Here is a 13,876-nt window from a genome sequence, read left to right as displayed (position 1 = left end):
ATGGGAACCCACCGCACCACGCTGCCCGGAGTCGGCGTCCAGTACGACTACACGACCGAGTCGGGGCAGCACATCTCCGTGGTGGTCCACCACGACGGGCGGCGGTTCATCGGCTTCTACGACCAGGACGACCCTGATTCGTGCCGGCTCTCCGTCCCCCTGACTCCACAGGAGGCGACCGGTCTCGCCCACCTCATCGACGCGGCACCCATCGACGCCGTACGGACCGAGGGCATCGACCTGGTCACCGAGCACATCCCGCTCGGCACCCGCTCGCCGTACGGCGGCCGGCTGCTCGGCGACACGAAGGCGCGGACCCGGACCGGCGCCTCGATCGTGGCGGTGCTGCGCACCCACAGCGCGCACCCGTCACCCGGGCCGGACTTCCGGCTTGCCATCGGCGACACGCTCGTCGCCGTCGGAACGCGCGAGGGCGTCGACACGCTCTCCGAGATCATCGCGGAGGGCTGACCGTGCACGACACGACCGCACTGCTGGTGGAGCTCGGCTCCGTCATCCTGGGACTCGGCATCATCGGGCGGTTCGCCGGCCGGATAGGGCTCTCGCCGATCCCCCTCTACCTGCTGGCCGGGCTGGCCTTCGGCGAGGGCGGGCTGCTGCCGCTCGGGGCCAGCGAGGAGTTCACGGCCGTCGGCGCCGAGATCGGCGTCATCCTGCTGCTGCTCCTGCTCGGCCTCGAATACAGCGCCTCCGAACTGGTCACCAGCCTGAAGACGCAGTACCCGTCCGGGGCCGTGGACTTCGTGCTCAACGCGACGCCGGGCGCGGTCGCCGCACTGCTGCTCGGCTGGGGCCCGGTCGGGGCCGTCGCGCTCGCCGGTGTCACCTGGATCTCCTCGTCCGGCGTGATCGCGAAGGTCCTCGCGGACCTGGGACGGCTCGGCAACCGGGAGACACCGGTCATCCTCGGGGTGCTGGTCATCGAGGACCTGTCGATGGCGGTCTACCTGCCGCTGCTCACGGCGATGCTCGCGGGCGTCGGCCTGGCCGGCGGCAGCATCGCCCTGCTGATCGCACTCGGCACGGTCGGACTGGTGCTCTACCTGGCGCTGCGGCACGGCCGCCTCATCAGCCGCGCGGTGTCCTCCGACAATCCGGAGATGCTGCTGCTCGTCGTGCTCGGGCTGACCGTCCTGGTCGCCGGGGTGGCCCAGCAGCTCCAGGTGTCGGCCGCCGTCGGCGCGTTCCTCGTCGGCATCGCGCTCTCGGGTGAGGTCGCGGAGGGCGCGCGCAAGCTGCTGACCCCGCTGCGGGACCTGTTCGCCGCCGTTTTCTTCGTCTTCTTCGGGCTCTCCACCAACCCGGCCGAGATTCCGCCGGTGCTGCTGCCAGCCGCGCTGCTCGCCGTCGTCACCGTCTTCACGAAGATCGGGACCGGCTGGTACGCCGCCCGGCGCGCCGGCATCGGACCGCGCGGGCGCTGGCGGGCGGGCGGCACGCTCGTCGCGCGCGGCGAGTTCTCCATCGTCATCGCCGGTCTGGCCGTGGCCACGGAGCCCCGCATCGGCCCCATCGCCACCGCGTACGTCCTGATCCTGGTCATCGTCGGCCCGCTCACCGCGCGCTGGACCCAGCCGGTGGTCGAACGCGTCCAGAAGTGGCGCGGCAAGGACGGCGCGTCCGCCGCTTCCGCGGACATCGCCCCGGTCCCCGCGGCCCGCGAAGAGGTCTCGGCCTCGTCCGAGTAGCCGTGCGGGGCCGGGCCCTCGGGCCCCGGCCTGGGGCCTCGGGCGCCGGGTCCCCGCCTCGGGCCCCGGCCTCGGCCTCCCGGCCCCGGTCTCAGGCCCCCGCCGGCAGGTCCGGCGCCCACCCCAGGGGGTAGGCGCCGGCACCCTCCGCGGGAGCCGCCGCCTCGCCGCCCGCGTCGGTGAACGCCCGCAGCGCGTCGATCAGCGCGGCGCGCTGCGCGGGTGCGATGCGCTCCACGATCGAGGCGACCTCGCGGCGGCGGCCGGCCGTGACCTCCTCGACCAGGCGATGGCCCTCGGGCGTCACCCGCAGCACCGTCTCGCGGCGGTTGGCCTGGTTGACCTGACGGTCCGCGAGGCCCGCCGCGATCAGCCGGTCGAGCATCCGCATCGCGGTCGAGGGGTTCACGCCGAGGCGCTCGGCGAGGGTGACGAGCTTGGCGTCCCCGTGCGTGGAGAGCACCACGAGCAGCCGGAACTGGGGCAGCGTCACCCGGTCCTCGACCGCCGCGAGCGACCGGGCGGACACCGCGACGAGCAGTCTCGACGCGGTCAGCACCGCGCGCGTCACCTCGTCGACGTCATCCCGGTCCGGGGCGGTCGGGGGGTCATCGGGTGCCTGTCCGTGCGCGGCCATGCCTCTTTTTACCGCGCCCGACCGGGTTACTCGAACCGGACGTCATCCGATACACAACCGCCATCCAACCGGTACCGGACCGACAGCGGCACACGCTGGCACCAACCTTTGGATTGTGCAACGTTTGCATAGTGACGCATGAACCTGCGGCTACGCCCGCTCCCCGGCGCCCGGACCCGCCGACCGGCTGGCGGCGCGCCGCCTTCCGGCTGCCCGTCCACATGTTCCGCATGGGGCTCGGGCCGCTCTTCGGGGGGCGGCTGCTGCTGCTCGTCCACACCGGCCGCGTCTCGGGCCTCCCCCGCCGGACGGCCATCGAGGTCGTGGAGGCGGGCACCCACGAGGGCCGGGCCTGCTGGACGGTCGCCTCGGGATTCGGCCCCGGCGCCGACTGGTTCCGCAACCTGGAGCGCACCCCGCACGCCACGGTGCAGGTCGGCCGCCGGTTCCACGCGGTGACCGCGCAGGTGCTGACGGCCGAGGAGGGCGGCGAGCTGATGGTCCGGTACGCACCCCGCCACCCCAGGGTCGCCCGCCGGCTCTGCGCGTACATGGGCTTCGAGGTGGACGGCGGTACGGAGGACTACCGGCGGGTGGGCCGGTCGATCCCGTTCGTCCGGCTCACGGAGGGCGCGAGGCGCTGACGCCTCACGCTCGGGCCCGCGCCGGTTCCTCCGCGAGGTGCGGGCGGGGCGCGCCGGGCCGGTAGAGGAACACGGTGACGACGAGCCCGAGGGCGAAGAAGCCCGCGGACCACCAGTACGCGGTGGAGTAACTCTCCAGCTGGGCCTGGGCGGCGACGGGCGGGGTCGGCCTGCGGCCCACCAGGTAGCTCGTGGCGGCGCTGGTCGCGAGGGTGTTCAGCAGGGCCGTGCCGATGGAGCCGCCGACCTGCTGGCTGGTGTTGACCATCGCCGAGGCCACCCCGGCGTCCCGCGGTCCGACGCCCGCGGTCGCCAGGTTCATCGCCGTGGCGAAGACCATGCCGAGACCGATGCCCAGGCAGAGCGTCGGCGGCAGCACATGCGCGGGGTAGGTGCTGGTCAGGTCCAGCGCGGTCAGCCACACCATCGCGGCGGCGGCGATGCCCATCCCGGTCGGCACGATGATCTTCGCGCCCAGCTTCGGCACCAGCACGTTCGTGGTCGTCATGGACGAGGCGATCATGCAGGCGACCATCGGCAGGAAGGCGAGACCGGTCGAGACCGGCGAATAGCCCAGGCTCTTCTGCAGGTAGTACGTGAGGAAGAGGAAGACGCCGAACATCCCGCCGCCGGAGATGAACATCGCGAGGTACGACGCCGCCCGGTCCCGGTCCAGCACCACCCGCATCGGCAGCAGCGGATGCGCCGCCCTGGTCTGCCACCACGCGAAGGCCGTCACCAGTACGGCGCCCGCCACCAGGAACCCCCAGGTCAGCGGCGAGCTCCAGGCGTGCGACTCGGCCTCCGAGAAGCCGTAGACGATGCAGAAGAGACCTGCCGAGACCAGCAGGGTCCCCGGGATGTCGAGCCGGGGCCGGTCCGCCGGCGCCCCCGCGGCCAGCAGCCGCCAACCGCCGGTGAACGCGAGGAACGCGAAGACCAGGTTGACGTAGAGGCACCAGCGCCAGTCCAGGTACTCGGTGAGGACCCCGCCGAGCAGCAGCCCCACCGCACCGCCCGCCCCCGCGATGGCGCCGTAGATCCCGAACGCCTTGGCCCGCTCCTTGGGCACCGTGAACGTCGTGGTGAGCAGGGACAGCGCCGCCGGGGCGAGCAGCGCGCCGAACAGGCCCTGCAGGGCGCGGGCCAGCACCAGGACCTCGAAGCTCGGGGCGGCGCCGCCGATCGCGGAGGCGACCGCGAAGCCGACGAGGCCGGTCAGGAAGACCGCCCGGCGGCCCACCAGGTCCGCGATGCGTCCGCCGAGCAGCAGCAGCGAGCCGAAGGCGAGGGCGTACGCCGTGACGATCCACTGCCGGTTGCCGTCGCTGAAGCCGAGGTCCTGCTGGGCGGAGGGCAGCGCGATGTTCACGATCGTCGCGTCGAGCACCACCATCAGCTGGGCGAGGCCGATCACCCCGAGGACCCACCAGCGGTGGGACGGGTGGTCCGCGCGGGGGGCCGCCCTGCGGGTTCCTGCTGCTCGGGGACCTGCTTCACGGGCCATGGGGCGGAACTCCTCGCTGCGCACACCACCGGAATCCCCCGGATGATCACGCTAGGCGGAGCCCGCCCGTCCCGCATGCGGAGCCGGGCCCGAGGGCTCAGAGGTCCTTGGCCGGCCAGTCCAGCAGCCGGGCGCCGATCACCGCGGTCTGGAGCGTGTAGCGGTGCTGGGGGTCCGCCGGGTCGGAGCCGGTCAGCTGGTGGATGCGTTCCAGCCGGTACGTGAGGGCCCGGACGCTCAGCGAGAGGCGGCGGGCGGTCTCGGCGGCGACACAGCCCGCTTCGAAGTACACCGACAGCGTCCTGAGCAGCGGTTCGGCGCCTCCCCTGGCCTTCTGGAGGGGGCCGAGCTCACTGCGTACGAGATCGGCCATGGCCTGCCGGTCCCGGGTCAGCACGGGGTAGACCAGCAGGTCGGCGGCGAACAGCACGGGGTCGTCCAGGTCCATCCGGTCCGCCAGGTCCAGCGCGTCCAGCGCCTCGTCGTACGACTGGACGACGCCGCCGGGGCCCCGGTGGGCGCGGCCGATGGCGACCCGGCCGCCGTCCGTCGCCGCGTGCGCCTGCTTCGCGAAGTAGCGCAGGACGTCGGGCTGGCTGCCGGGCGCGACGCACACCATGCGCCCGTCCTTCGTGGTGAGCAGGATCTTGCGCCCGCCGAACCGGGCCAGCATCGCCGACTCCACGTGCCGGGGCACCGCCTCCGTCTCGGTGTACGCCTCCGGGCCCGTCGCGACCGCCACGGCGTGGGCGCGCGAGAGGCGCAGCCCGAAGCGGGTGGCCCGCTCGGCGAGCCGGCCGAGATCGCTGCGCCCGTACAGGAGGTCGTCGATGAACTCCCGCCTGGCGGCCTCCTCGCGGCGCACCGTGAGGCGCTGGGCACGCTCGAAACCGTCCGCGAACGCGTCGACCGCCTGCTCCATCGCGGCCAGCACGCTGTCGGTGGCGGCGGCCGCGGCGGCCGGGGCCGTGCCGGGGGCGGGGGCGGGCCAGGCGGCGCGGGTCTCGGCGAGATGCATGCGGACCAGGGCACGGAGCTGGTGGCCGGCCTCGGCGGCCTCCCGGCCCAGGGCGCGGCGGGAGTCCAGCTCCTCGCGGGTCAGCCGCCGTCCCGAGACGGCCACCTCCCCCAGTATCTGTGCGTAACCCTCCAGAAAACTGTCAGGAATCACCAGTTCCGCCATGCGTCCGCCTCCGTTTCCCCTCCGTACGACACCGGCCCAACGTACGAGGGGCGGTGCCGGTGCCCGGCATCGGGGAGTGGTGAACGTTGCCGTAATCCGGCAATGCGATCGGGCCGCCCCGGATGACACGATCCTGTCAGCACCGCACGGGGGACCCAACGGGGGAAACACGGGGGTGCACGGGGGATCGGGGGAAGACCCGGCTGCCGCGGCGTCGTCGAGGGCGACGCCGCGGCACCGGGGTCACCGACCGGTCCGCGCGGACGCCGGCGAGACCGCCGACGGAACGGCAGGGGGTCGACACCGATGCGGGAATTCCTGGACGCGACGCTGTCCTTCCCGGCCGTACTCTTCGCCGCCGCGCTGGTCGTCGTCATCGCCTTCTGGCTGCTGGTCCTGGTCGGCGCGGCCGACCACCACTCCTTCGACGCCGACCTGGACACCGATTTCGCCGGTGTCGGAGGCGTCCCGGTCACCGTCTCGGTGTCCCTGATGATCGCCGTCGGCTGGTTCTCCGCCCTGACCGGTTCGGTCCTGGTGCACCGCTCGGGTGCCACCGGAACACTGCGCGCCGTGCTGGCCTGCGCGGTGCTCGCCGGGGCCCTGCTGCTCGCCTGGGGTGCGGTGCGGCTGCTCGTCCACCACTTCCGGCGCGTCTTCCCCGACCAGCCTCCGCCATCGCGCCAGGACTTCCTGGGCCGCGTCTGCACGATCCGTACCGGCTCGGTCTCCACGGACTTCGGCCAGGCCGAGGTCACCGCCGACGACGGGACCACCGCCACCGTGCAGGTGCGCCAACTGGAACCGGTCGACGCGCAGCTGACCTCCGGATGCTCCGGACTGCTGTACGCGTACGACGAGGCCGGGGAGTTCTTCTGGGTCTCGGCCTACGACAAGGCGCTCGACCCGGGTCCGCCGCCCGGCCGTACGGCCCCCGGCCCCACTGTCTGAGCCACCGCCCCTGTCGGCGCGATGCGCCCGTCCGGCCTGCCCGGACGCCGTGTGCCGCCGCGCCCGTTTCACGTGAAACCGCTCATTTCCGCACCACCTGCCGCCAAGGACTGTCATGGATGCCATCTCCTTGGGCCTCGGCCTGCTCGTCGCCGTGGTCCTGCTCATCGCCGTAGCCGTGCTGCTGATCATCACCCGGCTCTTCCGCAAGGTGGAGCAGGGCAAGGCCCTGATCATCTCCAAGACCAAGAAGGTCGACGTGACCTTCACCGGTGCCGTCGTCCTGCCGGTGCTGCACAAGGCCGAGTCCATGGACATCTCGGTCAAGACCATCGAGATCCGGCGCACCGGGCGTGAGGGCCTGATCTGCCAGGACAACATCCGCGCCGACATCCACATCACGTTCTTCGTGCGGGTCAACAAGACCGTCGAGGACGTCAAGAAGGTCGCCCAGTCCATCGGCACCGTGCGCGCCAGCGACAAGGCCGCCATCCAGGAGTTCTTCGCGGCGAAGTTCTCCGAGGCGCTCAAGACCGTCGGCAAGCAGCTGGACTTCGTGGACCTGTACACGAAGCGCGAGGAGTTCCGCGACCGGATCATCCGGGTCATCGGTACCGACCTGAACGGTTACCACCTGGACGACGCGGCGATCGACTTCCTGGAGCAGACCCCGATGGCGCAGCTCGACGGCGCCAACATCCTGGACGCGCAGGGCATCCGGAAGATCACCGAGCTGACGGCGATCGAGCACGTCCGCACCAACGAGTTCCAGCGCACCGAGCAGAAGGAGATCACCCGGCAGGACGTCGACGCCCGGGAGACCATCCTGGAGCTGGAGCGCCGGCAGGCCGAGGCGGAGATCAAGCAGCGCCGCGAGGTCGAGACGCTGCGGGCCCGCGAGGAGGCGGCGACCGCCCGGGTCCAGGAGGAGGAGCGTCTCGGCGCCCAGGCCGCGTTCATCAAGACGGAGGAGCAGCTGGGCATCCAGCGGGAGAACCAGGCCCGGGAGATCGCCGTCGCGCAGAAGAACCGCGAGCGGGTCATCGCCGTGGAGAACGAGCGCATCGAGAAGGACCGGATGCTGGAGGTCATCGGGCGTGAGCGCGAGACCGAGCTGAACCGCATCGCCGCGACGAAGGAGGTCGAGGCGGAACGCCGCGAGGTCGCCGACGTCATCCGTGAGCGGATCGCGGTGGACCGCACGGTCGCCGAGCAGGAGGAGTCCATCAAGACGCTCCGGTCCGTCGAGGAGTCCGAGCGCACCCGCAAGTCCGTCATCATCGCCGCCGAGGCCGAGGCGCAGGAGCGGCTGGTCAAGGACATCAAGGCGGCCGAGGCGGCGGAGGCCGCGGCCACCCACCGGGCGGCCGAGCAGCTGACGCTCGCGGAGGCCCGGCTGAAGACCGCCGACCTCGACGCGCAGGCCAAGCTGCGGCTCGCCGAGGGCATCCAGGCGGAGACGGCGGCGCCCGGCCTCGCGGACGTCCAGGTGCGGGACGCGGCGGCGGAGGTGATCGAGAAGACGGGGCTCGCCGAGGCCGAGGCCACGTCCGCGCGGCTCAAGGCCGAGGCGGAGGGCGCCCGTCTCAAGGCCCTCGCGGACGCGGAGGGTACGCAGGCTCAGGCGTCGGCCGACGCGGCGATGATCGGCGAGAAGCTGAAGGCGGAGGCCGCGGGCCTCACGGAGAAGGCGGCCGCGATGGCGGCGCTGGACGACGCGTCGCGCGGCCACGAGGAGTACCGGCTGCGGCTGGCCGCCGAGAAGGAGATCCGGCTCGCGGGCCTGGACGTCCAGCGGCAGGTCGCGGAGGCGCAGGCGACGGTGCTGGCCACGGGTCTGGAGAACGCGGACATCGACATCGTCGGCGGCGAGTCGGTCTTCTTCGACCGGCTGGTGTCGTCCATCTCGATGGGCAAGAGCCTGGACGGCTTCGTGGGCAACTCCGAGACGGCGAAGGCCCTGGCCGGCCCCTGGCTGAACGGCGAGTCCTCGTTCACGGAGGACCTGACGCGGGTGCTGTCCTCGGTCTCCACGGGTGACGTGCAGAACCTGACGGTGTCGGCGCTGCTGATGCGGCTGATGGCCGCGCCCTCTGCGGGGGTCGGTGCGGACCAGGTCCGCGCGCTGCTCGACCACGCGAAGTCGCTGGGCCTGGCAGACGTCCCGCTGAGCGGCCTGGTCCCGGCGGGCCTGAACGGTACCCCGGTGTCCTGAGGACGTCCGTCGCCCGAACGCCCCACAGGGACCCGTCCGTCCTCCAACGCCGGACGGGCCGGGTGGGGCGGGCCTCGCAAGCCCGTCCGGCGATCGAGGACACCGCCGCAAGCCACATCGCAAGGAGCACCCAGTGGACAACGTGACCGCCCCCGCCGCCGGGGACTACGACGTCCTGCGGCGCCGCCTCCGTACGCACGCCACCGAGCTCGCCCGCCGGGCCACCGCTCTCAACGTCCGCCGCACGGAGGCGTTCGGCGCCACCGGACTCCAGCTGCTCGGCAGCGAGCAGATCCGGACGCACCGCCCCTCCACCCCCCGCGACCTCGTCGCACTCGGCGGCGAGCTGCTGTTCGGCTTCGAGCGCGGCCCGGGACGGCAGGACGCGCCCGCCGTGGACGACGTCCTCGCGCTGTACGCCGCCGACCTCGCCCCCGGCACCGGCACCCCGCTCACCGACGCCGCCTTCGTCCGCGAATTCGACGGCCTGCACCGCTACTTCCGCGCCGCCCGCCTGCTGCGGCTGCGCCGGACCGAGGGCCGCCTGCTGGCGGTCTTCCGTACCGGCGACACCGCGAAGGACATCCGGGTCCTGCGCTGGGCGCTGAACCCGGACGGCTCCCCCGGCGCGTTCCTCGACGCGCGCGGCGAGCGCGACCACGTCTTCCCGCCGTCGCACGACTTCACCTGGACCACCGCGGGCCGCGAGGCCCACGTCGCGGGCCGCCACCCGCACATCGCCATCGGCTGCGAGGCCGGGCTGTACGTGGACACGCTGGGCGGCACGCTCACCGTGAAGACCGTCAACGACACGGAGACCCCGGAGGGGATCTACGAGGAGCCGGTCACCGAACCGCTCCAGTCGCTCGCGGACGCCGAGGTCGAGTACGCGGAGCTGGGCCCGCTCGTGCTGCTGCGGGTCCGCCCGTACAAGGAGGAGGCGAGGCGCCACCTCGTCTTCAACGCACTCCTCGGAACCGTCACCCGCCTCGACGGCATCGGCCCGGCCTGCCGACGGCTCCCCGAGGACCAGGGGATCATCTTCCCCGGCGGCTTCTACCTGACCACCGGCGAGGCCAGGACCTTCGACATCGCGCAGCCGCTCACCGACCCGGTCTTCGAGGAGGCCGTCCACTCCCCGAACGGCGAGGACGTGCTGTACGTCTTCCGGGACCGCCAGGACGGCCGCGGCCTGCTCCTTCCGTACAACGTGATCCGCCAGGAAGTGGCCACCCCGCTCCAGGGCCGGGGCCACGCGCTGCTGGAGGACGGCACGCTCGTCGTGCTCCGCGACCCGGTGGAGGGCGGCGAGGGCGGCGCCGCGCGCGTGCACCCGTTGCAGCGCTGGCAGACGCCGTACGTCTCCGACACCTACGCCGCGTCCCGCCCGGCGGGCGAAGGTCCGCTGGCCCGGGTCGGCAACGCCGACCTCGTGCGCGGGATCTCCGACTGCCTGGCCCTCGCGCACGCCGCGTCCGAGACGACGCCGACGGCCGCCGTGTACGACCGGCTGGTCGCCGACTGCGTACGGGCGGGCGACCGTTACCACTGGCTGGACGACGCGGAGCTGGGCGGGCTGGCCGAGCCGTTGGGCGAGCTGCGGGAGACCGCGCGCCAGGTCGTCGCGGAGTTCGAGGCGGTCCAGGCCCTCACCCGGCAGGCCGCCGACGCGCTCGCCGAGACCGCCGACCGCATCACCACCCTGGTCCGCCGGGTCCGCGGCGAGGCCCCCCGCACCGCCGCGGAATGGGTCGACCGCCTCACCGAGCTGCGGGGCGCCCACGGGCACTTGGCATCCCTGGCCGAGATGCGGTACGCGGAAACCGAGCGCATCGCGGAGCTCACCGCGACCACCGCCGAGGACATCGAGGCGGCTGCCCGCCGCGCGGTCGCCTTCCTGGCCAGGGACGACTCCTTCGCCGGGTACCACGAGGACATCGCCCGCCTCACCGAGGAGGCCGCCGGACTCGCCACGGTCACCGACGCCGCCGCGCTCGGGGACAGGCTGGCCACCATGACGGACGGCCTGAGCACCGTCACGGACGTCGTCGCCGGTCTGGACATCGGCGACGGGGTGGTCCGTACGTCGATCCTGGAACGCATCGCGGAGGTCCTGGGCGCCGTCAACCGGGCCCGCGCCACGCTCGACGCCCGCCGCCGCGCGCTCGCGGACCACGAGGGCCGGGCCGAGTTCGCCGCCGAGTCCGCGCTGCTCGGGCAGGCCGTCACAGCCGCCCTGGCCGCCGCGGGGACACCGGAGTCCTGCGACGAGCAGCTGGCCAGGCTGCTGCTCCAGCTGGAGAACCTGGAGGCGCGGTTCGCGGAGTACGACGACTTCCTGGCGGAGCTCGGCGAGCGCCGGACCGAGGTGTACGAGGCGTTCTCGGCGCGCAAGCAGGGCCTCCAGGACGAGCTGGCCCGGCGCACCGAGCGCCTCGCCGACTCGGCGGCGCGGGTCCTGGAGACGGTCGCCCGGCGCAGCGCCGCCCTTCCCGACGCGGACGCCGTCCACACCTACTTCGCCTCCGACCCGATGGTCGCCAAGATCCGCCGGACCGCCGAGGAGCTGCGGGCGCTCGGTGACACCGTGCGCGCGGAGGAGCTGGACGGGCAGCTGCTCGCCGCCCGGCAGGAGGCGGGACGGGCCCTGCGCGACCGGGACGAGCTGTACGCGGACGGCGGGTCCGTGATCCGCCTCGGCCGGCACCGGTTCGCGGTGAACACCCAGCCGTTCGAGCTCACCCTCGTGCCGCAGGACGGCACGCTCGCGTTCGCCGTCACCGGGACCGACTACCGGATGCCGGTGACGGACCCGGAGTTCGCCGCGACCCGCCCGTACTGGGACCAGACGCTCCCGTCCGAGTCCCCGGCGGTCTACCGGGGCGAGCACCTGGCGGCCCGCCTCCTGGACGAGCACGGCGCGGACCGGCTAGCCGACCTGGAGGACGGCGAACTCGCCGCGCTCGTCCGCGAATCCGCTGCCGCCGCGTACGACGAGGGGTATCAGCGCGGCGTCCACGACGAGGACGCGACCGCGATCCTGGCCGCTCTGCTGCGGCTGCACGCGGGGGCCGGGCTGCTGCGCTTCCCGCCCGCCGTCCGGGCCGCCGCCCAGCTGTTCTGGGCCCATGAGGCGGACGGGACCCGCCGCACCTCCTGGACGCGCCGCGCCCGCTCGCTGGCCCGCGCCCGGGAGACCTTCGGGCTCGCCCCGGCGGTCGCCGCGCTCCAGGAGGAGTGGGCGGCGGTAATCGGCGGCGAACGCCCCGGGGCCGTCGCCGCCTACCTCTTCGAGGAGCTGACCGGCGGCCCCGAGGGCTTCGCGACGGGTGCCTCCGTCCGCGCGTTCCTGGACAAGTTCCGCCACGCCACCGGCACCACGGCGTACGACGACGACCTCGCCGCCCTCGCGGACGACCTGCCCGCCCGGCGCCAGCTCGTGGAGGGCTGGCTCACCTCGTACGCCGGGGCGAGCGGCACGGACATCGAGCCGGGCGACCTCGCGGAAGCCGTCGCCGTCGAGCTGTGCCCCGAGCCCCTGCTCGGCCGTTACGAGGCGGACGCGCCGCTCACCGAGACCGTCGAAGGGCTCCTCGGCGTCCACCCGCGCATCGAGCGCGGCCGGCTCACCGTCCGCATCGATGAACTCCTTTCCCGGACCGAGGAGTTCCGCACCGAAGTCGTCCCCGGTTTCCGCGCCTACCAGCGCCGGCGCACCGCTCTGGTCGCCGCCGAGCGGACCCGGCTGCGCCTCGACGACCACCGCCCGCGCGTGATGTCGGCGTTCGTGCGCAACCAGCTGCTGGACGAGGTCTATCTGCCGCTGATCGGGGACAGCCTCGCCAAGCAGCTCTCCACCGCCGACGCCGACCGCCGCACCGACTCGCAGGGCCTGCTGCTGCTCGTATCGCCGCCCGGCTACGGCAAGACGACGCTCATGGAGTACGTCGCCGACCGGCTCGGGCTCGTCCTCGTCAAGATCAGCGGACCGAACCTGGGCCACGACGTGACCTCGCTCGACCCCGCACAGGCGGGCAGCGCCACCGCGCGCCAGGAGATCGAGAAGATCAACTTCGCGCTGGAGGCGGGCAACAACACGCTGCTCTACCTGGACGACATCCAGCACACCTCGCCGGAACTCCTCCAGAAGTTCATTCCGCTCTGCGACGCCACGCGCCGCATCGAGGGCGTGCGGGACGGTGAGCCGCGCACCTACGACCTGCGGGGCAAGCGGTTCGCGGTGTGCATGGCGGGCAACCCGTACACCGAGTCCGGGGCGCGCTTCCAGGTGCCCGACATGCTCGCCAACCGGGCCGACGTGTGGAATCTGGGCGAGGTGCTGTCCGGCCGCGAGGACACCTTCGCGCTGAGCTTCGTGGAGAACGCGCTGACCGCCAACCCGGTCCTCGCCCCGCTCGCCGGCCGCTCCCGCGAGGACCTGGCGCTGCTGCTGCGGCTCGCCGCCGACGATCCCGCGGCCCGTCCGGAACAGCTCCAACACCCCTACGCACCCGCCGAGGTGGACCGGATCACCGCCGTCCTGCGGCATCTGCTGCGGGCCCGGGACACCGTGCTCGCGGTCAACGCCGCGTACATCGCGTCCGCCGCGCAGACCGACGCCACCCGCACCGAACCGCCGTTCCGGCTCCAGGGTTCGTACCGCAACATGAACCGGATCGCGGAGCGGATCGCACCGGTGATGAACGACGCCGAGCTGTCCGCGCTCGTGGACGACCACTACGCGGGCGAGGCGCAGACCCTCACCAGCGGCGCCGAGGCCGCGCTCCTGAAGCTTGCCGCGCTGCGGGGCACGCTCACGCCCGGGCAGGCCGAACGGTGGGCGGCGCTCTGTTCCTCGTACGTCCGCACCCAGGCGCTCGGCGGGCCCGAGGGTGATCCGATGACCCGCGCGGTGGCGGCGCTCGGGCTGCTCGCGGACCGGATCGCGGCCGTCGAGACGGCGATCGGGCGCGCAGCCGACCCGCGCCACCTGCTGGCGAGGCACCCCGAGGACCGCTGACCGTCCTCGA

At 73.2% G+C, this 13,876-nt stretch carries 9 protein-coding genes; 6 read left to right on the top strand and 3 right to left on the bottom strand.

Going from position 1 to position 13,876, the window contains the following annotated elements:
• Both ACZ6C6_RS19060 and ACZ6C6_RS19055 read left to right on the top strand, forming a co-directional pair.
• Positions 1-471, top strand: a complete 471-nt coding sequence (locus tag ACZ6C6_RS19060; RefSeq protein ID WP_072487793.1) for a cation:proton antiporter regulatory subunit — start codon at positions 1-3, stop codon at positions 469-471.
• Between the two features lie 2 nt (positions 472-473).
• Positions 474-1,709, top strand: coding sequence for a cation:proton antiporter (locus ACZ6C6_RS19055; protein ID WP_469204191.1), 1,236 nt, complete (start codon positions 474-476; stop codon positions 1,707-1,709).
• Between the two features lie 91 nt (positions 1,710-1,800).
• On the opposite strand, the gene ACZ6C6_RS19050 is transcribed toward ACZ6C6_RS19055, so the two are convergent.
• Positions 1,801-2,346, bottom strand: coding sequence for a MarR family winged helix-turn-helix transcriptional regulator (locus tag ACZ6C6_RS19050; protein ID WP_469204189.1), 546 nt, complete (start codon positions 2,344-2,346; stop codon positions 1,801-1,803).
• Positions 2,347-2,477: 131 nt separating this feature from the next.
• Between ACZ6C6_RS19050 and ACZ6C6_RS19045 the strand changes: the two genes are divergently transcribed.
• Positions 2,478-2,990, top strand: coding sequence for a nitroreductase family deazaflavin-dependent oxidoreductase (locus ACZ6C6_RS19045; protein WP_469204187.1), 513 nt, complete (start codon positions 2,478-2,480; stop codon positions 2,988-2,990).
• Between the two features lie 4 nt (positions 2,991-2,994).
• Here the strand turns inward: ACZ6C6_RS19045 and ACZ6C6_RS19040 are convergent, their stop codons facing one another.
• Together ACZ6C6_RS19040 and ACZ6C6_RS19035 are read right to left on the bottom strand one after the other, a co-directional pair.
• A complete protein-coding gene (locus ACZ6C6_RS19040; protein ID WP_469204184.1) occupies positions 2,995-4,497 on the bottom strand; it encodes an MFS transporter in 1,503 nt (500 codons plus the stop codon).
• A 97-nt stretch (positions 4,498-4,594) separates the two neighbouring features.
• Positions 4,595-5,680: a PucR family transcriptional regulator gene (locus ACZ6C6_RS19035; RefSeq protein ID WP_469204182.1), complete on the bottom strand. Its 1,086-nt coding sequence runs from the start codon at positions 5,678-5,680 to the stop codon at positions 4,595-4,597.
• A 306-nt stretch (positions 5,681-5,986) separates the two neighbouring features.
• Here ACZ6C6_RS19035 and ACZ6C6_RS19030 point away from each other — a divergent pair, with 306 nt between their 5' ends.
• The 3 genes from ACZ6C6_RS19030 to ACZ6C6_RS19020 all read left to right on the top strand — a co-directional run bounded on the left by ACZ6C6_RS19030 (position 5,987) and on the right by ACZ6C6_RS19020 (position 13,866).
• The gene (locus ACZ6C6_RS19030; RefSeq protein WP_469204180.1) at positions 5,987-6,631 is read left to right on the top strand and encodes a hypothetical protein; all 645 of its coding nucleotides are present in this window, start codon (positions 5,987-5,989) and stop codon (positions 6,629-6,631) included.
• A 115-nt stretch (positions 6,632-6,746) separates the two neighbouring features.
• Positions 6,747-8,846: a flotillin family protein gene (locus ACZ6C6_RS19025; RefSeq protein ID WP_469204178.1), complete on the top strand. Its 2,100-nt coding sequence runs from the start codon at positions 6,747-6,749 to the stop codon at positions 8,844-8,846.
• A gap of 133 nt (positions 8,847-8,979) precedes the next feature.
• Positions 8,980-13,866 (top strand): DNA repair ATPase, encoded by a 4,887-nt coding sequence (locus ACZ6C6_RS19020; protein WP_469204176.1) that lies wholly within the window; start codon positions 8,980-8,982, stop codon positions 13,864-13,866.
• Positions 13,867-13,876 lie beyond the last annotated feature (10 nt).

This window comes from Streptomyces sp. NPDC041814 (assembly GCF_055590565.1).
The sequence above is the reverse complement of the archived record's forward strand: the minus strand, read 5'-3'. Positions and strand labels throughout refer to the sequence as shown.